This window comes from Fodinibius salsisoli, from assembly GCF_026229185.1.
In the GTDB taxonomy this organism is placed as follows: domain Bacteria; phylum Bacteroidota; class Rhodothermia; order Balneolales; family Balneolaceae; genus Fodinibius; species Fodinibius salsisoli.
This window is the reverse complement of the sequence record NZ_JAGGJA010000004.1, coordinates 89,885-111,336: the sequence shown is the minus strand read 5'-3', so window position 1 is coordinate 111,336 and position 21,452 is coordinate 89,885. Positions and strand designations below refer to the sequence as shown.

Here is a 21,452-nt window from a genome sequence, read left to right as displayed (position 1 = left end):
AATAATTTAGGTCATCTCTACTACTCTTTTTTTGCTTAAAATACCAAAACATATCTATTTGTAACTTATTTATAATCATATACTTACAATTATTACACAACCTCCTTATCGCCCCACTTCCAATTCCCTTTTATTTTTCACCTAAATAATTTAGGCCCCGCACATGCAGGACAAATCCATATACTTAAATTAATTATTATATAATGACTGCAACTTACTGCATATCAGTTTATTACATGATTATTTATTCTTTTAAATTATCTATTGACAAATAGCGAAAGTGGCTTCTTTCGCCCTCAGAGGCCTTTTGAATTCTATCTTCTTATTTAACCCACATAACTGCCTGCTTATCAATGAATTACTTCATCACCGAAACACTTTATTCTCAATTCGAATAGATTAGCATGCTAAAATGTCAGCCTCCTTTATTTTTGCACTTTTCATAAATTTTTGATCATAGGAAAGCCCCACTTCTTTCTCTCTCCCTTCTCTCAATAATGTTAGCCACAATGTTTTCCCTTCTCAATGAGGACTCCCCTCCTACAATTTGAATTGCATAATAGCTACTTTTTTTTGTTACTATTGACAGCATAGAATTAGAATGGTCCAGAGGTACTTTGTAAAATTACCCGCGCCATATTTTAATAGTTGAAGGCTCTCAACAACCCATTAGATTGGGGATGTTTTTAGGGGACCCCGGCATGGCTTTTTCTTTAACTTTACAGAGTCTTCTACCCACTTATTTTAAACCTCCAAGATTGCTCTCATGGACGCCCAACAGATCACTGAAAAATATCATCTCCCAGTCTACAATCGTTACCCCATTACCCTGGTCAAAGGTAGGGGGTCAAAGGTGTGGGATGAAGCAGGAAATGAGTACCTGGATGTGCTTGCAGGCATCGCGGTAAACAGCCTGGGACATTGCCATCCAAAGGTGGTTGAAACCATCCAAAAACAGTCCCGGGAATTGATGCATATTTCCAACTTTTATTACAGTAAACCGCAGGCCCAATTACTGCAGTTACTCTCCGATATTTCCGGGATGAGCCACGGCTTTCTTTGCAACAGTGGTGCCGAAGCTATGGAGGCTTGCCTGAAGGCTGCAAGGAGATTTGGAGTCCAAAATAAGAAAAATGGACCCTTAATTACGGTCAGTAACGCATTTCACGGCCGTACAATGGCTACAATATCTATGGGCATGCCAAAGTATGCCAAGAACTACGATCCGCTCTTAAACGGCTTCTCTGAGGTTCCTTTTAACGATATTGACGCTCTAAAATCGGTTTTTACCGACCAAACGCTTGGTATTGTACTCGAAACGGTACAAGGATCAGGCGGACTTCAGGTCGCTTCTGAAGAATATATGCAAGAAATTCAGCAGCTTTGCGAGAAGCATAAGGCGCTATTTATTGTTGATGAAGTACAGACCGGCATGGGCCGAACCGGTAAGATGTTTAGCTTTGAGCACTATGATATTGAGCCCGATATCATAGCTATTGCCAAGGCCATGGGTGGTGGATTTCCCATTGGCGGAATGCTCTGCCAGCCTCATGTTGCGGACGCTATGGAGTTCGGTGCTCACGGTAGCACCTATGGTGGAAATCCGCTGGCTTGCGCTACATCTCACACCGCTATTAATGTGATCAAAGATGAAAAATTAGTACAGGCCGCGGCCCAAAAAGGTGCTTTCTTTGTGGAGTTGCTAACGGAGCTAACCGAAGATCTCTCCTGTGTTTCTGACATCCGCGGCAAGGGGTTGATGATTGGCGTGGAGTTAAGCTTTGAAGGCCGCCCTGTCGTCGAAGAAATGATGAAGCAAAGCGTGCTGTCTAATTGCACAAGTGGCAATGTCATCCGCTTGGTTCCTCCCCTTGTTATCAGCCATAAAGAATTAGAGCAAGCAGCTGAGGTCTTGGTTTCATCCATCAAAAAAACGGCCCCGTCAAAGACAACAAATTGATTCTTTTACAGTTATGATAGCTAAACCTAATTAAATCTTTGTCATTGTCACAGGCCGTCACATATCGAATAATGTCATCGTTACTTATCGTTGGATTATTCTTTCTGCTCCCGGCTTTAGCTACGGCTCAAGAGACTGATACTACCAGGCAGGAGCTCAACCTGGAGCCCGAGCAAGAACGTCCGCTGCAACAACCGGAGTTTGACCGACCCGGATCAGGGGGAATAATGACAGAGATGGGAAGCTACCAGGTTCCGGAAGAAACCCAGTATTACCAACCTCCCTTTAAGGGACAGGAGTATTTGGATATGGCCGTAGAGGCGTACCGTGAGGAGCTTGAAAAACGGATGGGCAATAACTGGTTTTGGAAATTTCTGGATGTAGTTAGTCCATACATCAATAATCAATTTGAGTTTGGGGTCTATCAAATTTACGATCAGCCGGTTGTCGATCGGGATAATCCGCTGTTTAAGTCGTATCAAAACAATGAGAAACTGGACTGACGCATTTCTCTACATTAGGTAATCTTTCTCCCCTGAATGCTTTATGAGGAGCCTTTAGCTTACTTATCAGGATCTCTGATAACCATAGGCTGGGTTAGTATAAGCATTACACTTCCCCGGCACTTCGAAAGTCTGGAGAAATAAAACCCCATTCATCCAAAACACTTTTTAAAGGCCTCCACCACCCTTTCCAAATCCTCATCCGTAACCTGAAAATGAAAGGTAGCCCGCAACGTGTTGGGGCCGAAAGGAACGAGCTGTACCCCCTCCTGGTGCAGCCGTTTGATGGCGGAATCTGCCGACTCATTCAGTACATCAAAAATTAAAATATTGGTCTCCACAGATTCCAAATCGATCTCCAATCCATGGCATTGCCGGATCAACGTAGCCAGCTCACGGGCCCTTCGGTGATCCTCCTTCATCAAGGGCCAATGCTCTTCAATGGCATAATCTGCAGCTGCAGCCAATAGGCCCACCTGACGCATCCCTCCACCCCACATCTTGCGCATTCTCCGGGCTTGCTTAATATTGGCTTCAGAAGAAAGCATCATGGATCCAACAGGGGCTCCCAGCCCTTTACTGAAACAAACAGACATCGTATCCGCAATACTTCCAAAAAATGCTGCCTCTGTGTCCGTTGCTGTCATCGCATTCCATATGCGGGCGCCATCCAAATGAACTTTCAGCTGATGTTCTGTAGCAAAGGATTTGATAGCTTTTAACTCATCCTCGGAATAACAGCACCCTCCCCCTTTATTCGTCGAATTTTCAAGAGCTATGACTGTCGTATTCGGATCCCAATCGTTCGTACCCCGCACCTTATCCTCCAATAGATGGGGCAAAAGCTTTCCCTGATGTCCGCGGACTGGATGAAGTTGTACCGATGAAAGGTGCGCTGCACCTGCAGATTCATAATTGAAAATATGCCCCGTTTTTTCAATCAACACTTCATCTCCCGGAGCCGTGAGTACATTGATGCTCAGCTGGTTACTCATTGTACCGCTGGGTACAAAAAGGCCGGCATCAAATCCAAATAAATCGGCGACCTTCTCTTCCAGGTTGTTTACGGTGGGATCTTCTCCAAAAACATCATCTCCCACCCTGGCCTCGGCCATGGCCTTAATCATTTTGGCTGTAGGCTTCGTTACAGTATCACTTCGTAAGTCTATCATCATTGAAATGCGTTAAAATGCTACTTTCTGTTATCCAAAATTGTTTTAAAACTCTGTGGATTAATGTTCGTGCCACAGACAATAAGGCCTGCATGCTTTCCTATTACCTTCTCAGATAAGGGACCGATCGCAGCCGCCAGAGCTGAAGCACCGGCCGGCTCCACCGCAAGCTTTACTTCCTCAAACATAAGCTTCATTCCCTGGGCCATCTGCAAGTCGGTAATAGTAACCACCTCATCAACAAACCGTTGACACAGCCCGAAACTGTAGGGAGCCGCGTGCGGAGCACCCAGACTGTCCGCAATGGTTTCTACCTTCTCGATTTCAACGGGTTCTCCGGCCGCCAGGCTTTTACTCATGCTGTCAGCGCCTGCAGGCTCTACGCCATACACCTTACATTCCGGATTTATCTGTTTCACAGCGGCAGCGATGCCTCCACATAGCCCTCCGCCCCCGATTGGAACAATCACGGCGTCCAGATCGGGTGCATCCTGCAATAGTTCAAGCCCTACAGTGGCAGTACCCAGCGCCGTTAATGGCCCTTCAAACGGATGGATAAAGGCGCGTTTTTCCTCTTGCTCAATTTCTTTCACTCGCTCAAAAGCGATATGAACATCATCCACCAGCTCTACTGCGGCTCCATAGGATTTACACTTTTGGATCCGGAAGTCATTGGCAGTCTTGGGCATCACCACTTTAGCGGTGGTCCCCATAGATTCAGCCGCATAAGCAACGGCAATCGCATGATTTCCGGCACTGACGGCCGTAACGCCGCGGGCCAGGGCTTCCTCACTCAAATCCAACATATTCATCAGGGCTCCGCGCGGCTTAAAGCTCCCGGCATACTGGAAAAGCTCAAGCTTTAAGCTAAGTCGGCTATGTTCTCCAAGAAGCTTTTCTATAATATCACTTTTCCATTCCCAGGCAGGGGTTCTCCGAACTTTATCTCCCAGCTTACTACGAGCTTGCTCTATCTCTCGGGGACTGGGGATAGACTGTTGATCCATAATATAATCTTATTTATTGACTGAATTTCAGGTGACAATTAATTCAATATGTACCTCGAAATAAAAAGAAAATGACAGAAAAGGAAGCTGACACAACATCTTTTTCATAACGACTATCTCTACAATCAAAAGCTTGTACTCACTACTTTGAATTATCAGGGTTAGAGAGTAGTAATGATACGCTACTTCCATGATAATTCAAGCCATCTCTCTGCTCATGCTTTCGAAGCACATACTAAAACTGGAGCTTTCTGACGGGTGATTAGAGCAACTATCTGAAAAAAAGCATTTATTTCCCTATCCTGATGAGCGTGGCGGAATTTATGAAGCCTTGGCCTGCAGTTACATTACGAAATCCAGCTTTTCATTCATGGATATCGGAAAATTATATAAATAAAATTATTGAAGGGATATAGAAAAAATGCGACTCATTCAGCTTTATCACCCTAAAAAAGGAAGACGAATAGCCGTTGTAGAAGAACCTGATCTACACTTGGTTAGTGAAAAGTATAACAGCTGCTATTCGCTGTTCAAGGACGCTATTAATAACGAGCGTTCAGTGAAGGAGCATATCCGGGAGAATACTACCCGGCAGAAATTGGATTACAATAGAATTCATGAGGCCACTGGTCAATGGGAGATTCTACCGGCATTTGATCACCCCGACAATCCCCTTGCCTGCATGCTTTCAGGGACCGGACTCACTCATAAAGCCAGTGCTGAAAACAGGCAAAAAATGCACGAAAAAATGGCCACAGAAAACGATCTCACCGATAGCATGGAGGTCTATTTGTGGGGAGAAGAAGGTGGCAAACCTAATTCCGGGCAGATTGGAGTGCAACCTGAATGGTTTTTTAAAGGCAACGGTACGGCTCTCCGAGGCTATAACGACCCATTGACCGTCCCATCCTATGCCAATGATGGCGGTGAAGAGCCGGAAATAGCCGGCATTTATCTTATCGGGGAGGATGCGAAACCCTACCGTATTGGTTTTGCTATGGCCAATGAGTTTTCTGATCATGTGATGGAAAAGAAAAACTATCTCTACCTCGCGCCCTCCAAGTTGCGAAGCCCCGCTATTGGACCCGAACTGGTGCTGGATGCCGATTTCCAGGATATCGCTGGCACGGTTTCCATTAAACGGGATGGGGAAGAGATATGGAGCAAAGCAATCAAGTCCGGGGAACAAAATATGTCCCATTCTCTGCAAAACCTGGAGCACCACCATTTCAAATATGATCAGCATCGCATCCCGGGAACGATTCATATTCACTTCTTTGGTGCCGATGCCTTTAGTTTCGGTGAAAATATCCAATTACGGCACAACGATATAATGTCGATCTCTTTTGAAGGGTTTGGGCGGACGCTGCGCAATCCAGTTCATATTGAGTCCAAGAAAGAAACCCCTATCGAGGTCGAAACTGTGAGCTAATATACGATTAAAGCATTATTCACCTCATATTGGAGGGTAGAAAAAGGAAGTCAAAGCTATTAATCATACTCATAAAAACCTTCGCCCGATTTATCACCCAGCTTACCGGCATCCACCATTTTGACCAACAGTGGACATGGCCGGTATTTGGGATCCTTGAATCCATCATGCAATACATTCAGGATATCCAGGCAAACATCCAGGCCGATAAAATCTGCCAACCGAAGCGGACCCATGGGATGCGCCATGCCCAGCTTCATTACAGAATCCACATCCTCGGGCTCTGCCACGCCTTCATAGACGCAATAGATGGCCTCGTTAATCATCGGCATCAAGACACGATTTGATACAAAGCCCGGGTAGTCGGCGACCTCAACCGGATTTTTACCCAGCGCCTCGGCGGTCTCCGTAATCACCCGGATGGCCTCATCGCTGGTTTCAAGTCCTTTAACGACCTCTACAAGTTTCATCACCGGCACCGGGTTGAAAAAGTGCATGCCAATAAACTGCTCCGGTCGATAGGTTGTAGCAGCCAGCTTCGTAATGGATATAGAGGATGTATTTGAAGCCAGAATTGCCTTTTTGGGAGCAGCCTTATCTACCTCAGCAAAGACCTTCTTCTTGAGCTCAAAATTCTCGGGCACCGCCTCCACCACCAGATCTACCTCTTTAACAGCTTTGCTAATATTCAAGAACGGCTGGATATTTGACAGAGTCTCTTCCTTCTGACCGACATCAATTTTTTCTTTATCCACCATCCGGCCGAGGTTGTTCTCAATCGTAGATAGCGCTTTATCGGCCAGCTCCTGCTTGGTTTCCACTAAGTGAACCGCAATCCCATTCATGGCAAAAACATGACAGATGCCGTTGCCCATTGTTCCACCGCCGATGACTGCTACTTTTTGAATATCCATAGATTTGCTGTTTGATTATTACTTTTTTAATGATCAGATAAGAGAGTATCGAAATTATCGGGCATTTTCAATATACCGTGTTTTATTGAGGTGCCTTCCCGTTGTAAAGATTGAGGTTTGAACTATCGATTAACCGCTATCTTTGCTACTTTCACGCCTGACTTTTTAACCACAAATCCTCGTTAATGAGAAGACTTTCTGGAATCCTGGCCGGCCTGCTCATCCTTATTGCAGGCATTATCGGTATCGGCATTTACTGGACGTTCTACCAACCGCTCCCTGACTATAATGCCACACTCGAACAGGCTGAGCTCCGCCAAAAGGTAAACATCCATTGGGATACCTATGGCGTGCCCCATATTTATGCGGAAAATAAACACGATTTATACTACAGTCTGGGCTACGTGCACGCCCAGGACCGACTCTGGCAGATGACCGTGAGCCAGATGGCTGCCGAAGGTCGGTTTGCTGAATTTTTGGGTAAAGATCTTCTCCCGCTGGATATTATGCAGCGTACAATTGGATTCTGGCGGATGGCTGAAAAGATTGAACAGACGGTCGCCGACTCCACCATGAGCCACCTGGAAGCCTATGCCGCAGGAGTCAATAATTATGTACAGCAGCATCCCCAAAGCCTGCCGGTGCAGTTTTCGCTGGCCGATATGGAGCCCATCCGATGGACGCCCACCCATTCTATTGCCCTGACCCGACTGATGGCCTGGGAACTGAATATGGCCTGGAAGTCAGAATTGGTTTACGCCTACTTATCAGAGCACCTATCCCCAGAGAAGTTTAGTCAACTTCGACCCGACAATCGTTTTTTACCGTCAGCTAGTTTTGACAATCAATCCTCAGATTCCTTAACCACCGCATTGCTTCCGTTGCTGGATGTTGACCAGAAAATTCGCAGCATCACAGGATCCCAAGGCAGCCATGTGGGTAGCAACGCCTGGGCGGTAAGTGCTGATAAATCTTCGACCGGTGCTCCATTGCTGGCCGGCGATCCTCATCTGGATTTAAGTATGCCGGGCAAATGGTACGAAGCCCATTTAAATGTAAATGGTAAAAATCTGTCAGGAGCAACTATTGCAGGGGCTCCTGCCCTCGTACTGGGACAAAATGATTCTTTGGCTTGGTCTGTAACAAACATTATGCTTGATGATACGGATTTCTTTAAAGAGGCCATCCATCCTGAGAATAACCAGCAATTTGTATTGGATACCCTCGCCGGCGAACCTTTATACGAAGACTTTACGCTCCAGCAAGAGGTTATTAGCATCAAAAATATGGATGATACCGTTTTTACCCGACGGCTCACCAACCATGGACCGGTGGTCTCGGATATTTATCCCGACCAAGAGTTTATCCAGGATCGCGTTATTACTATGCGATGGACCGGCCATGAAGTCAGTAATGAGATAGAAGCTCTCTTTACCATGAACTGGGCTCAATCGCTGGAGGAGTTCCAACAGGGAGCGCGCCTGTTTAAAGTGCCGGGACAAAACTTTATCTACGCTGATAAAGCAGGAAATATCGCACAGTTGTCACTGGCCAATATTCCTATCCGGAATGGTAATCCCATTGGTCTGCGCGATGGTTGGGATCCTAATCAGGATTGGCAGGGCTATGTGCCTTATGAAGATCTCCCGTCAACCATCAACCCCAATCGCGGCTGGGTGGCCAGCGCCAATAATCCACCGGCAGCTAATGATTACCCCTACTATCTTTCCGTCTATTGGGAGCCAAATGCCCGTTATGAACGTATTCGGCAATATATGGGAAAGTATGAACAGCTATCTCCCGAAATTTTTCAACAGATACAACAGGATTCCTACTCTCTCTTTGCCCGGGATGTAACGCGACAAATCCTTCCTGTTCTCAAGCAGAATGCCTCAGAATTTGAAACGGTCATCTCCTACTTCGAAAACTGGGATTTCTCTTACGATCCATCTGAGACGGCAGCCTCTATTATGGATGAATTCTTACTCCGACTTTCAGCGAATACCTTTAAGGACGAAATGAGTGCATCCACATACGAAAAATTTGTTGAATTTTCGGCTCTCCCGGAACGATCGATTATGAAGTTCCTTAAAAATGGCAGCTCATTTTTCGATAATGTGAATACTGCCCAGCAAGAAACGAGAGTCCAACTCATTAAAGAAAGCATGAAAGAAGCCATAGCCGAGCTTCAGGCGAAGTATGGGCAGGAACCCTTCGAGTGGCGGTGGGAACGACTCCATACTCTGACCCTTAAACCGACTCTGTTTGGCGAAGCAGCCCAAAGCCTCGGGGCATCCACATCCCTTAAATTAATTGTCGATAACTTGCTAAGTAAAGGTCCCTTTGCTGCTAAAGGACACGGGATGAGTATTAACAATGGCGAATACAGCTGGAATGAGCCGTATAACATGATTCTGGGGGCCTCTATTCGGCGAATCATAGACTTCTCAAACACCAATTACATGCTTTCTGTATTACCCACAGGGCAGTCCGAAAACCCTTTTTCTGATTTTTACGGCGACCAAACAGAAAACTGGCTCAATGGGCAATACAAATTCTTCTATCAGGATAGCACGCTTTTCGATGAAAGCCAATATAGAACAATGCGACTCATCCCAGAGCAGTAAACTTTTTCAGGCCATCTGATAATAACCGTTGACTTGACAATAGCTTTCAGCTATGTTATTTCTATTACAGACGGTGTAACCCCTAAATAATTATTAATTGAGAAATATGCAGCTTTCGGGAAACTATGTTCAAAAAATGATAGCCTTTGGGGCTACTATTTTGGTTCTATTCATTTTTTCGATGTCCTGTTCATCAATCGATGGTTCAGGTCCTATGGATGCGAATGCGCAGCAGGTCGCAAATGCCGAAATCAATCTGCCTTATATTGATGATAAGCCAAAGGCAGACTCGGTCTCAGCCACAAAGCCTCCAACCGATATTAGCGTAAATACCCTTTTAAACTCGATGTCTCTGCGCGAAAAAATCGGACAGCTCTTTTTTATTCGCGCCGAAGGTTATTTTAAAAATATTGGCGACGAGTCATATCAGGAACTTTCCTCAAAAATTCAAAAACACCACCTCGGTGGACTCATCTTTTTTAAAGGAAGTATTTACGGGCAGGCTGTACTAACCAATAGGTTGCAAGAACTCAGTAAACTTCCTCTTTGGATTACCCAGGATATGGAGTTTGGTGCTGCCATGCGTGTTGAAGAAACCACACGCCTTACTCCTGCGATGGGGATTGCTGCCACCCAGAATCCCGATTACGCCTATCAGGCGGGGAAAATAACTGCCCAGGAAGCGAAAGCACTGGGGGTTCATCAAATATTTGCCCCCGTACTTGATGTTAATAACAACCCCAGCAATCCGGTTATTAATGTACGCTCCTTTTCCAGCAACCCGGATACAGTTTCTCAATATGGTCAGCATTTTATTGATGGCGTACATTCCCAAAACGTTATTTCAACGGCCAAGCACTTTCCCGGCCACGGCGATACCGATACGGACTCCCACCTTTCGCTTCCTGTTATTAACCACAATTATGATCGGCTAAAATCCGTTGAGCTTCTCCCTTTTAAATCTGCTGTCAGCAATGGCCTCAAAAGTATTATGAGTGCCCATATTGCTTTTCCCAATATCAGCCCTACGCCTCGCCGCCCCGGTACACTGGACCCCTACATCCTAAACCGAATCTTACGGGATTCCCTGAACTTTAATGGCTTGGTAGTTACTGATGGACTTGAGATGCGCGGTATTTCCGCTCATTATTCACCGGGGGAAGCCGTTATTTTAGCCCTTAAAGCAGGCGCCGACCTGATGCTGTTAAGTTTGGATGAGGTAACTGCTATTCAACAGGTTGAACGGGCGGTACAGCGGGGAACCATCACCGAGGAACGGATTAATCAGTCGGTTCGTAAGATACTACAAAAGAAAAAAGAGGCCGGTTTATTTAACAATCGTAAAGTGGATATCGAACGGCTTAGTGAGATTATTAACAGCCCCGAAAATCAAAAAATGGCGGATGAAATCAGCCGCAAATCACTTGTTCTGCTTAAGAATGAGACTAATATCTTGCCTATTCGTTCTCACCGGTTTCCCCGGGTGTTAGTCCTCTCAATCACTGATACCGAAGATGAAAATCGAGGTTCTGCTCTCGTAGAAGAGATGAACAAATACCATCCATCGGTCCGCCACAACGTATTTTATCGAAACATTGAGCCCGATGATCGCCAGGAAATCCTGCAAGATGCACGGTGGGCGGATCTGATTATTATTGGTGCCCACATGTATATTAACTCCAATGGTCAGAATCAGTTCAATACTTCTCAGCGCCGGATACTTGACGATCTCCCAACCGGCACGCCCAAAGGCGTTATAACATTTGGAAACCCCTATGCCCTCAAGGGGTTTCCCGATGCCGATGTACAGCTGGTTGCCTGGGATGATTCCGACCATCAACTTAAAAATACGGCCCCGGCTCTTTTTGGAGCCTCCAAAATAAGCGGTCGCCTTCCCATCAATATTCCCGGGGCATATGACATGAATGAGGGAATCACGCTGCCCCAAACAACCATCCGATACGACGACCCTGAAGCAGTAGGTTTTGCACCGGATTCTCTTCAAAAGGTCGATGATATAATGAATAATGCCGTCTTCGATTCCACCTTCCCTGGGGGAGTTGTCACTGTACTTAAAGATGGAGTCCTATCTTACCAAAAGGCCTTTGGGTACGAGACCTATAAAAAGCAGGAACCCGTGCATATCAGTGACATTTACGATCTGGCTTCTCTTACTAAAGTGACAGCTACCACGCCGGCCATGATGAAACTTATTGACGAAGGCAAAGTGCATCTGGATGATAAAGTCAGCAAATATTTCCCAGAGTTCAAAGAGGGGCAAAAGAGTGAGGTTGCCATCAAAAACTTACTCCTGCATAATTCAGGATTACCAGCCTTTCGTATCTACATAGACAAATTAAAAACCAGATCGCAGCTGGTTGAAGCCATTAAAAATGAACCCCTGATCTATAAACCCGGGACAACCTATGAATATAGCGATTTGGGATTTATCCTGATGGGTGAAATTGTTCAGAAAGTAACGGGCCAACGTCTGGATAACTATGTACGACAGACGCTTTATGCGCCCCTGGGAATGAACAATACCTATTTTAACCCCAAGGAAGTTGGAACATGGATTTCCAGCCGCATTCCACCAACCGAAAAAGATACCATCTATCGACATAAAACCATACGCGCCGAAGCCCACGACGAAAGAGCTTACTATATGGATGGAGTTGCCGGGCATGCCGGGCTTTTTTCCAGTGGTACCGACCTTGCCATCTATACCCAGATGCTGATTAACAAAGGGTCGTATGCCGGCAAAGAATATATTTCCCCGGAGATCATTGAACAATTTACCCAACGACAAACAGATCTGATTAACCGCGGTTATGGTTTTGATCGCAAAAGTGAACGATTTAGTACCGCCGGTTCTATGACCAGTGACCAATCATTTGGACATACCGGCTTTACTGGTACCAGTTTTTGGGTGGATCCGGAACGAAATATCGCTATAATAATTTTAACAAACCGTACCTATCCCTACCGTTCCTATGGTAAAAACATTAGTAAAGTCCGAGCTGCGGTAGCTGATGCTATAATTTCTTCAATTATTATTTGATGCTTAACCTTTCTGAAGTTCTCAAATCCAGTTATGTGCCCTATTCTTCCCAGCCTGAAGGCGCCTTAGTCCATAGTGCCGAAGGGCGCTTTTTCCCCGGTATACGTGTTGAAAATATTTCATATCCATTATCCGTTTCAGCCGCTCAGAATGCCCTTTTTTGCTGTCTAAGTGAAGGCGATACCCCTCAAAAACTTTGGATAACCAACAATAACGATCCCCTTCTGCCATTTTGGAAGCAGGAATACGGGCTATCCATCGACTCTTTAGATCCCGATGACCTCCCGGCTGATCGATGCAACTCTATCAGTATCGATAATAAAGTAAATCCGGTGGATATTTTGCCACAACTTCTTCCCCAAGCCCGGGTCAGGTATTCTAACTTTCCAGTTGCCGCCCTTGTTAAAACAAATCTCGGCTACTTTAGCGGTGTTAATATTGAATGTTCGGCTTGGAACCTGGGGCTATGCGCCGAGCGCGTGGCTATTTTTAAAGCACTAAGCTACCGGGCTTCAACACTTTTGGACTTACATATCCACACCCGCAGCGGTGAGTTTAGCAGTCCATGTGGAGCCTGCCGCCAAGTAATTATTGAACATCTCCAGGGGCAAAAAATCCATTTACACCACGCTGACGGCTCCCAGTCAATACACTTTGATACTGATCTTATGCCTTTCAGTTTTCGGGCATCTTCACTTTCAAACTCACATTAAGTTTCAACTTACTTTATGCGCTACCTTGCAGCCTTAGACCATGATCATCTCGATAATGGCGTATTTCTTACTTCTCTGGCCCGATCCCTGGCTGAGCAACAACAAAACCAAGACATACGCTCTATCATTGTCCACACCGACAGTGAATATACCGAACGGATCATCCAGACGGGAGTAATGCGGGACCAGGCTACCATTAGAAGCCTCAAGGATCTGAATAAACGGCTTGTTGCCCTTCTGGCCGACCAAGGAGTCTCGGCTATTGGTATTAACCCGTATAAACGAAATTTCATTAGGCTGCAAGATGAACAGTTGCAGCTGGATCACTCTTTTTTGGAACAGTTGCCCGACCGTCCGGTTCTCTTACTCTCAACGCTGGTACAGGATGTAGAGCATGACCAACAAGTAGCTATCGAACTGCCCCGGATGCTCGCCTTCCTGCGGGAACAGTTGAACCCAGAAGAGCTTTTCATTTTCTCTAAAGCTGAAGAATCCGAAATCTTCACCAATACCGGAAATCCGGACACTCTTGAGTGGAAAACGATGGATAAAAGCTTCAGGAAAAAGCAAATCCCCGACGAGCTTGCAGGCTTTAATTATCCCCTCCGATTAACAACGGCACGTGATTTTAATCAAATACCCAAGCTCAAAAACAGTATTTTGATCAAATAATGCCCCGAGAAAGGCCCTATAAATTATCATTTTCCCCTGATTTTGCTCAAAAAAAGTAAAAAACAGTATATAATGCCCCAAAAAGGCGATTTTAACTTGACAGGCCAAATCCATATACATAGATTCGACCTATCAATAATGACAATACGATCATTGTTGACCGATTTTTGATTAACTATTAATACAAACTAAAACGGAGCTATATAATGAGCCGATACGACGAAATGAACGAACTATTAGATGAGCTGGAACCTGATATTACTAAGTTCTATGAAAAAGGTAACAAAGCTGCTGGTACCCGTGCTCGTAAAACTCTTCAGGCTATGAAGAAAAAAGCACAAGAGATCCGAATGGAAATTCAAGAGTGGAAAAACACTGGAAAAGTGTAACTTCTTCTTTTTTATAATATTACGAAGGGTTGCTCTCTTGAGGGAGTAACCCTTTTTTATTAGGGATAAAAATATTTGCCCCCCTTCATGCTGTTGATTTATACTCAATCCAGTTTTCTGAACTCATCATTAATTAGTATATTGTGCAATCGATTGCACAATAAATAAAAAAGCCACCTATGGGACAAAGAAATACCTTAAAAATACATCCGTCAGATAATCTCCTGGTAGCCCTCAAATCACTCGAAGCCGGCCAGGAAGTCAGTTATAATGGTGATACATTAGTTCTCCGAAATGCAATACCTGCCAAACACAAACTGGCTGCTACCGATCTTAAAGCGGGAGATCAGGTTTATATGTATGGTTCCATTGTAGGAACGGTGAACGAAGACATTCCGGCCGGTGGCCTGCTGACTACTGAAAATACTGAGCATTCCGTCTCCGCCTACTCCTCCAGGCAACAGCAAGACGGATGGACCGCCCCGGATGTTAACCGATGGGAAGATAAATCATTTTTGGGATACCATCGTGCCGATGGACAAGTTGGAACGGCTAACTATTGGCTGGTCATTCCACTGGTGTTTTGTGAAAATAGGAATGTCAATGTCATCAAGAATGCCTTTGTGCAAGAATTGGGGTATGCCAATCCGGATGTTTACCGGAAATATGTATCCGACTTGACCGAGCAGTATAAACAGGGAGATCTTGACGCCATCCGCGAGCAGTCGAACCCACCGCCCAAAACGGAACTGTCGAAGAAAGATCAGTTGTTTGAAAATATTGATGGCATTAAATTTTTAACCCATGAAGGCGGATGTGGCGGCATCAGGCAGGATTCAGAAGCACTCTGCGGATTATTAGCTGGTTACATATACCATCCAAACGTGGCCGGCGCTACGGTGTTAAGCTTAGGCTGCCAGAATGCCCAGGTGGAAATTCTTGAAGAAAAAATCCAGGACCTGACCTCTGATCTTCAAAAGCCGTTGCATATTTTCGAACAACAGCAAAGCGGAACGGAATATGAAATGCTTTCGGAAGCCATCCGTAAAACATTTTTGGGCATGGTGGAGGCTAACAAAATGGAACGTAAGCCGGCTCCACTGAGCAAACTAACAGTCGGTATGGAATGTGGCGGATCAGACGGATTCTCAGGCATCTCAGCCAATCCTTCTGTCGGGCATGCCGGTGACTTAATTACAGCTCTCGGTGGATCGGTCATCCTATCCGAATTTCCGGAGCTCTGCGGCGTAGAACAAGAACTGATTGACCGTTCGGTAAGTAATGAAATCGCTGATCGGTTTATCGACCTGATGAGCCGCTATTCGGATGCGGCAGAGGCCTCAGGCTCAGGCTTTGATATGAACCCCTCTCCCGGCAATATTAAAGACGGATTGATAACCGACGCCATGAAATCCGCAGGAGCAGCTAAAAAAGGAGGCACCTCGCCTGTAAAAGCCGTGCTCGACTATGCGGAATATGTGCGCGAACCGGGCTTAAACCTGCTCTGCACCCCCGGTAATGATGTAGAAAGTACTACGGCCATGGCGGGATCCGGGGCAAATATTATTCTCTTCACAACTGGTTTAGGTACGCCCACAGGCAACCCTGTTACCCCTGTAGCCAAGGTGTCATCCAACACCCAGCTTGCTGAGCGGATGCCTGATATCATCGATATTGATACCGGTCCTGTCATTTCGGGCGAAAAAACAATTGAAGAAATGGGGGAAGAAATTTTGAATTATATTATTGATCTTGCGAGCGGTAAATATAAAACGAAAGCCATGCAACTTAACCAGAATGATTTTATTCCCTGGAAGCGTGGTGTTTCTCTATAATTCAAAATTTATTACAACGCTTTATGGATTCATTATTTGACTTGTCGGGACAGACTGCAATTGTAACCGGTGGTAACGGAGCCCTGGGAGGCGCTATGGCAGAAGGGCTGGCCGGGGCTGGGGCAAAAGTTGCGATACTGGGCCGTACCGAAGAAACTGTTAACCAGCAGGTTGATGCTATTAAAGAGCAAGGCGGCGAGGCTATCCCTTTAGTAGCTGATGCCCTGGATGTCGAAGACTTACACCAAGCCTACGAACAGATACTCAGTGAATGGGGCCAAATTGATATCCTTATCAATGCAGCAGGAGGAAATATACCGGGTGCTGTGGTTAACCCCGATCAGTCTTTTTTAGACCTGGATAACGAGGCCTTTGAAAAAGTGGTGGACCTTAACTTCCATGGCACCTATCGTCCGACTAAGGTATTTAGTAAAGCCATGATTGAACGCGAGCAGGGGGTTATCATTAACATTTCCTCTATGGCTGCACAAAAAATTATCAGCAGGGTGATTGGCTATTCTGCAGCCAAGGCAGCCATTGATAACTTCACTAAATCTTTAGCCGTTGAATTTGCTAACAAACATGGAGAAGGACTCCGCGTCAATGCTATTGCCCCGGGCTTTTTCATTGGCAAACAAAATAAGGATCTGCTTCTCAATGAAGACGGCTCATTAACCAAGCGCGGCAAAACGATTATCGATCACACCCCAATGGATCGCTTTGGAGAAGCTGAAGAACTGATTGGAACAACGCTCTGGCTTTGCAGTGACGCCTCTAAATTCGTGACTGGAACGGTTATTCCCGTGGATGGTGGCTTCAATGCTTTCAGTGGCGTTTAGGCTTCTTAAACCAAAAATAGTGGAGCAATGTGGCGGGCATACAAGTTGTGGGTCACTCGCTCCCCTATTATTTTTTCATGGCGCTTTAGCAACGCAATAAATGACGTTCCCTGCTCCGCAGCAATCTTGTATGAGCAGTGCAAGAACTGGCGCAACTGGGGATCAAAATCGGGATTACTTTGATCGTGCTCCAGCTTACCCACAAATTTCTTGGCCGACCAGCTGTCCACAACTTTGGGCAAAGGCAACTGCTCTTCTTGCACATCAACGACGGGCGCATAAGGCTGCGTTAGTTCTTCATACCTTCCGTAAGCATCTCGATATATTTTCTGAACCATCGCCCACCCTTCGTTGCTTGCATCAGCCAATCCTATGAGTTCTTCCAGCCAAGTAGTGCCCGATGTTTTTAGATGGATGCCCGCATCATGCTTTTTGAGTAAGTGCCGTATCTGAGGATACAGCGAAAACTTATCACTGCCCGAATGGACACTCAGCTTTAGATTGGCAGGCAGAGCAAAAGTATCCACCGCATGCGCAATCACCTTCAAATCCTGCTCAAACTCTTTCACAAACTGATCGATATTCCCCACATAATCGATGCCTTTGTAAAAATCTCCGGTAAACTTTGGAGCTATTGTATCAATTGTCAATCCTTGCTCTGATGCTGTTTTAAGAATAAAAAAGAGCTCCAGCGGTGACTGGGGGTCCTCTACTTCATCCATCGACATCTCAAAGACGGCCTGCCCTTCTTTGCGCCTTCGGATATGTTCAAATATTTCGTTCGCTTGGTTAATCGCCGCCAAATACTGGTCGGCCCAGTCGGACAAATATTGCTCTGTAACATCAAATTCATCCTCGATCCCAGGTATGGAAACAGAACCTAACAGCTCCCTGTTCCTTTCCAGGAAATCCTTCTTCTCGGCAGCAGAAGGTGTATTTCCGATATAGTCGGCAATATCAAGAGTAAAAAAGTTGGAGCAAGATATGTAGACATCTACAATATCTTTCGTTATGTGGTCGGCATCTACGCAATAGGGATATTTCCAATCCAAAGCTTCCACCGCATCATCGGCCTCCTGTCGGACATCCATCGGACTTGTGCCAATAATTTCGTGTTCCCGATGCGATTTATTCCAAACGGGAGTAATTTCCAGATCATGGTTCTTCTTTGCTTTTTTAATAGCCTTTAATTGCGCTTTGCCTTGTTGCCCAAAACGATCTCCGGTACCAAAAGAATATTTCCCAAGCATTGTTGGATGGGATTATGTTGTTAACTTTCACTTATACTAAATAGAGTAGCTGCAAAGTAAAATCTACTGTTGTATGTTAACTTTATACAGCAAAAGAAAGGTGAAAATAAAAAATCTCTCCAGTGTAAAGCCACTGAAGAGATTTCATCTTAATTAAATGTTTGGGGTTAAACGGTTGGCTCCCAGCCCGGTTCATAGGTCCGGCCCCAGTACTCCATAGCTTCCTCGTCATAAATATATCCGGTTTCAGCATCGGTATCGAGCGATGTTTTACCTGCCCGGTAGGCGATGTTAGCCAAGTGACACATGTGCACGCTTTTGGCTCCTTCATCAATGGGGGAATGCTGGTCGGTTTCTGTGCCTCGGATGGTGTTCAGGAAATTGAGCACGTGGCGGGTCGACATACTTCCGCCGCCACCCAACGCGGTACCTTGCTCGTTCCCTCCGGATGACTGCTCGCGGACGAGGTCACCGTTGCGGTCGTAGAGCTTGTACTCGCCACGATTGACAAATACCGAACCTTCGGTTCCGTAGATGATCGTTCCACGGCCTGAGCCATAGGTGTTAAAGCCATTGCGGCTTTTACCATCCCAGTTGATGACTTTATCCCCGGGATACTCAAAGGTGGCATACATCGTGTCGTACATGGTCCAACCGTCATCGGCAAAGTGTTTCTTGTCGGCATCAACATGTACCTGGTCCGGATAGTCGACCTGAAGGGCCCAGCGGGCTACATCCACCTCGTGGGTAGCATTGTTGCCGGTTTCGGCGGTGCCCCACTTCCAGCCGTACCAGTGCCAGTTGTAATTCCAGGTATCATGCCGATAGTCTTCTCTGGGCGCCGGTCCCTGAAAGAGTTCCCAATTTAAATCATCGGGTGCATCCTGGCGGACCGGATTCGGCGTACGTCCACGGCTGTTGCTATAAAAAGCAACGGCCTTGTAAGCATCACCGATAACCCCATCATGAATTTCATTGATAATTTCGATGGTATGGGGTGCTGAGCGCTGCTGATTCCCCATCTGCACCACTTTATCATACTTCTTTTGTGCCTTGATTAACATTTCACTCTCGGCAGGATTATGACTGCATGGCTTCTCCACATAAACGTGCTTTCCCGCCTGCATGGCCATCAGTGATCCCGGAGCATGCCAGTGATCGGGCGTAGCATTGAAAATGGCATCCACATCGGGATCATCAAGTACTTCCCGAATATCGTCCGTCATTTTAGGAGTGTAGGAAATTCTATCTTTTAAGCCCTCGGCCACCCGTTCCCGCTGGCTGGCTTTCACGTCACAGATATACGCCAGTTCGGTATTAAACTGATCGGACAAGCTCTCGTAATAGGCCGGAACACGGCGTCCACACCCCATAAAAGCAACACGGATGCGGTCGTTAGCTCCAATAATATTACCATAGCTTTTAGCAGACAGCCCTAATGCCAGTCCCCCGGCACCCAGTGCTGTTTTCTTGAGAAATTCTTTGCGTGATTCCATAATTATGTTGACTAATAGTTAAAAAATGCGGTTACAGTTCTCTTACTTTAATACTTCGAAAGCTCACTTCATTACCGTGATCCTGCAGCAGGATATGTCCCTGGGGCCACTGGCCGAAACTTTCCCATTTTTGATACTTGCTGTAGGCCACCAGCGACGCAAACATTTGGGAAAAACGATCATATTCAACCACTTTCTGATTGTTAAGCCAGTGTTCAACATGCCCGTCTTTGGACACAATACGGGCCTTATTCCAGTTACCTACGCCGTTAAAGGGCTTTCCTCTGCCGGGTACGGAAAGGTTTTTCGCAGATATCAGATCATACAGTGAACCCACCGTACGATTACCGGCTACTCCTCTCTTGGCATCCGGATGGCGCCGGTCATCCAAAATTTGGAATTCGGTGCCGATGGCAGAGCCCGGACCTTTGTTCAGTTCCGGATCCACAAAGTATTTAATGCCACTATTAGCCCCTTCGGTAATCTTGAATTCAAGTTCCAGTTCAAAGTCACTGTAAATATCCGTAGTCACGATATCGCCGGGACCGGTAGCTTCGCCTCCATCGGTTTCTTGTACCGTTAGCACACCCTCATTAATTTCCCAGCCCTTTTCCGGGAAATGGTCGAGCTTCGCTCCTCTCCAGCCTTCGGAGGTCTTCCCATCCCAGAGCAGTCGCCAACCGTGACGTTGCTCCCACTCGGTGAGTTCATTCTTCAGATAGCTAATCTCTTTAACCTGAGGATCGGGGGCCTGGCGGTGTTCTTCCAGGTTTTCGGTGCGGATTTTAATATCCCGCCACTTAATTTTGGCTCCCTCCAGGCTGGGATCGCCAATAGAATGTACCTGCAGACCAATAAATCCGCTGGCCGTCATATCGTCCACAAGCCGGCTGGCCTGTACGCCGTTGATCCAGGTATAAATCTGGGAGCCCACCGCTTCTACTCGAATGGTATTCCACTTGCCATTGTTGAAAGCGGCCCCTGCTTTCTTGTTATCGCTCAGCGGATAGAGCCAGCCCCTGCGTGCTTCATCATATATGCCGGCGCTCCAGGCCCGATCGGATGGGTCCAACTCCACCTGGTAGCCATGTACTCGGCCATCCATATAATCTTTGTTACTGTTACTTCGGATTTGGACACCGCTGTTAATCCTCGGATCCAATTTCACTTCGAACTCCAAAATAAAATCGCCGTAATCCTTATCGGTCGTCAGGAACGAATTGGGGGTCCCTGAGACGGCTTCGCCGACGATGGCGTCTCCTTCGATGTAATACTTGGCTTCGCCATTGAGCTGGGTCCAGCCATCTAAGCTTTCCCCGTTAAATAGTTGCTGCCAGCCATCCTGGGCCTGAAGCTGAAAGGGTATAAAAAGAATAAGAAATAGTACGAGTGGTTTAAGACGTCTCATAGTCTAACAGTTTGTATTTTATGTACAGCATTCGGATGCTGCATTTGTTAAAAAAAATTATAGTTACTTTTAATTGTTGATCTATCGATGCGATCCCCTTTTATGCGCAATCGATTACAATTAGCTAAATAAACATTTTAAAGGTGGTCATGCAAATTGACTTCAATTAATTTT

16 protein-coding genes are annotated in these 21,452 nt (G+C 45.9%); 10 read left to right on the top strand and 6 right to left on the bottom strand.

Annotated features, from left to right (window positions below; translation table 11 throughout):
• The first annotated feature begins 766 nt into the window (after positions 1–766).
• Both J6I44_RS07095 and J6I44_RS07090 read left to right on the top strand, forming a co-directional pair.
• Positions 767–1,960, top strand: coding sequence for an aspartate aminotransferase family protein (locus J6I44_RS07095; RefSeq protein ID WP_265765343.1), 1,194 nt, complete (start codon positions 767–769; stop codon positions 1,958–1,960).
• A 71-nt stretch (positions 1,961–2,031) separates the two neighbouring features.
• Positions 2,032–2,463, top strand: a complete 432-nt coding sequence (locus J6I44_RS07090) for a hypothetical protein (RefSeq protein ID WP_265765342.1) — start codon at positions 2,032–2,034, stop codon at positions 2,461–2,463.
• Positions 2,464–2,615: 152 nt separating this feature from the next.
• Here the strand turns inward: J6I44_RS07090 and J6I44_RS07085 are convergent, their stop codons facing one another.
• Positions 2,616–3,638 (bottom strand): threonine aldolase family protein, encoded by a 1,023-nt coding sequence (locus J6I44_RS07085; protein ID WP_265765341.1) that lies wholly within the window; start codon positions 3,636–3,638, stop codon positions 2,616–2,618.
• A 17-nt stretch (positions 3,639–3,655) separates the two neighbouring features.
• Positions 3,656–4,642, bottom strand: a complete 987-nt coding sequence (locus J6I44_RS07080) for a threonine ammonia-lyase (RefSeq protein WP_265765340.1) — start codon at positions 4,640–4,642, stop codon at positions 3,656–3,658.
• A gap of 421 nt (positions 4,643–5,063) precedes the next feature.
• Here J6I44_RS07080 and araD1 point away from each other — a divergent pair, with 421 nt between their 5' ends.
• Entirely contained in the window at positions 5,064–6,074 is a 1,011-nt protein-coding gene (araD1, locus tag J6I44_RS07075; RefSeq protein WP_265765339.1) for an AraD1 family protein, read from the top strand.
• 59 nt (positions 6,075–6,133) lie between these two features.
• On the opposite strand, the gene J6I44_RS07070 is transcribed toward araD1, so the two are convergent.
• Complete coding sequence (locus J6I44_RS07070) at positions 6,134–6,988, bottom strand: 3-hydroxyacyl-CoA dehydrogenase family protein (RefSeq protein ID WP_265765338.1); 855 nt, start codon at positions 6,986–6,988, stop codon at positions 6,134–6,136.
• A 185-nt stretch (positions 6,989–7,173) separates the two neighbouring features.
• Here J6I44_RS07070 and J6I44_RS07065 point away from each other — a divergent pair, with 185 nt between their 5' ends.
• The 7 genes from J6I44_RS07065 to J6I44_RS07035 all read left to right on the top strand — a co-directional run bounded on the left by J6I44_RS07065 (position 7,174) and on the right by J6I44_RS07035 (position 17,124).
• Positions 7,174–9,615 carry a penicillin acylase family protein gene (locus J6I44_RS07065; protein ID WP_265765336.1) on the top strand — a complete coding sequence of 814 codons (2,442 nt, stop codon included), beginning with the start codon at positions 7,174–7,176 and terminating at the stop codon, positions 9,613–9,615.
• A 181-nt stretch (positions 9,616–9,796) separates the two neighbouring features.
• Positions 9,797–12,676 (top strand): serine hydrolase domain-containing protein, encoded by a 2,880-nt coding sequence (locus J6I44_RS07060; protein ID WP_265765334.1) that lies wholly within the window; start codon positions 9,797–9,799, stop codon positions 12,674–12,676.
• On the top strand, positions 12,676–13,389 hold the full coding sequence (locus J6I44_RS07055) for a cytidine deaminase (RefSeq protein WP_265765333.1): 714 nt from the start codon (positions 12,676–12,678) through the stop codon (positions 13,387–13,389). Before J6I44_RS07060 ends, J6I44_RS07055 begins: the two co-directional genes overlap by 1 nt.
• Before the next feature lie 15 nt (positions 13,390–13,404).
• A complete protein-coding gene (locus J6I44_RS07050; RefSeq protein ID WP_265765332.1) occupies positions 13,405–14,061 on the top strand; it encodes a hypothetical protein in 657 nt (218 codons plus the stop codon).
• A gap of 206 nt (positions 14,062–14,267) precedes the next feature.
• Positions 14,268–14,450 carry a histone H1 gene (locus J6I44_RS07045; protein WP_265765331.1) on the top strand — a complete coding sequence of 61 codons (183 nt, stop codon included), beginning with the start codon at positions 14,268–14,270 and terminating at the stop codon, positions 14,448–14,450.
• Positions 14,451–14,629: 179 nt separating this feature from the next.
• On the top strand, positions 14,630–16,285 hold the full coding sequence (locus J6I44_RS07040; RefSeq protein ID WP_265765330.1) for a UxaA family hydrolase: 1,656 nt from the start codon (positions 14,630–14,632) through the stop codon (positions 16,283–16,285).
• A 23-nt stretch (positions 16,286–16,308) separates the two neighbouring features.
• A complete protein-coding gene (locus J6I44_RS07035; RefSeq protein ID WP_265765329.1) occupies positions 16,309–17,124 on the top strand; it encodes an SDR family oxidoreductase in 816 nt (271 codons plus the stop codon).
• A gap of 5 nt (positions 17,125–17,129) precedes the next feature.
• Here J6I44_RS07035 and J6I44_RS07030 read toward each other — a convergent pair whose 3' ends face one another.
• From J6I44_RS07030 to J6I44_RS07020, 3 genes are all read right to left on the bottom strand, one after another.
• Positions 17,130–18,374, bottom strand: coding sequence for a tagaturonate epimerase family protein (locus J6I44_RS07030; protein WP_265765328.1), 1,245 nt, complete (start codon positions 18,372–18,374; stop codon positions 17,130–17,132).
• 167 nt (positions 18,375–18,541) lie between these two features.
• Positions 18,542–19,870, bottom strand: a complete 1,329-nt coding sequence (locus J6I44_RS07025) for a Gfo/Idh/MocA family protein (RefSeq protein WP_265765327.1) — start codon at positions 19,868–19,870, stop codon at positions 18,542–18,544.
• Between the two features lie 31 nt (positions 19,871–19,901).
• Complete coding sequence (locus J6I44_RS07020; protein WP_265765326.1) at positions 19,902–21,278, bottom strand: 3-keto-disaccharide hydrolase; 1,377 nt, start codon at positions 21,276–21,278, stop codon at positions 19,902–19,904.
• Positions 21,279–21,452: the final 174 nt, after the last annotated feature.

Coding starts and splice junctions, on each gene's coding strand:
- J6I44_RS07055 (WP_265765333.1), top strand. CDS start 12,676: ATGCTTAACCTTTCTGAAGTTCTCAAATCCAGTTATGTGCCCTATTCT.
- J6I44_RS07095 (WP_265765343.1), top strand. CDS start 767: ATGGACGCCCAACAGATCACTGAAAAATATCATCTCCCAGTCTACAAT.
- J6I44_RS07050 (WP_265765332.1), top strand. CDS start 13,405: ATGCGCTACCTTGCAGCCTTAGACCATGATCATCTCGATAATGGCGTA.
- J6I44_RS07045 (WP_265765331.1), top strand. CDS start 14,268: ATGAGCCGATACGACGAAATGAACGAACTATTAGATGAGCTGGAACCT.
- J6I44_RS07020 (WP_265765326.1), bottom strand. CDS start 21,278: ATGAGACGTCTTAAACCACTCGTACTATTTCTTATTCTTTTTATACCC.
- J6I44_RS07025 (WP_265765327.1), bottom strand. CDS start 19,870: ATGGAATCACGCAAAGAATTTCTCAAGAAAACAGCACTGGGTGCCGGG.
- J6I44_RS07040 (WP_265765330.1), top strand. CDS start 14,630: ATGGGACAAAGAAATACCTTAAAAATACATCCGTCAGATAATCTCCTG.
- J6I44_RS07060 (WP_265765334.1), top strand. CDS start 9,797: ATGTCCTGTTCATCAATCGATGGTTCAGGTCCTATGGATGCGAATGCG.
- J6I44_RS07070 (WP_265765338.1), bottom strand. CDS start 6,988: ATGGATATTCAAAAAGTAGCAGTCATCGGCGGTGGAACAATGGGCAAC.
- J6I44_RS07030 (WP_265765328.1), bottom strand. CDS start 18,374: ATGCTTGGGAAATATTCTTTTGGTACCGGAGATCGTTTTGGGCAACAA.
- J6I44_RS07065 (WP_265765336.1), top strand. CDS start 7,174: ATGAGAAGACTTTCTGGAATCCTGGCCGGCCTGCTCATCCTTATTGCA.
- araD1 (WP_265765339.1), top strand. CDS start 5,064: ATGCGACTCATTCAGCTTTATCACCCTAAAAAAGGAAGACGAATAGCC.
- J6I44_RS07080 (WP_265765340.1), bottom strand. CDS start 4,642: ATGGATCAACAGTCTATCCCCAGTCCCCGAGAGATAGAGCAAGCTCGT.
- J6I44_RS07090 (WP_265765342.1), top strand. CDS start 2,032: ATGTCATCGTTACTTATCGTTGGATTATTCTTTCTGCTCCCGGCTTTA.
- J6I44_RS07035 (WP_265765329.1), top strand. CDS start 16,309: ATGGATTCATTATTTGACTTGTCGGGACAGACTGCAATTGTAACCGGT.
- J6I44_RS07085 (WP_265765341.1), bottom strand. CDS start 3,638: ATGATGATAGACTTACGAAGTGATACTGTAACGAAGCCTACAGCCAAA.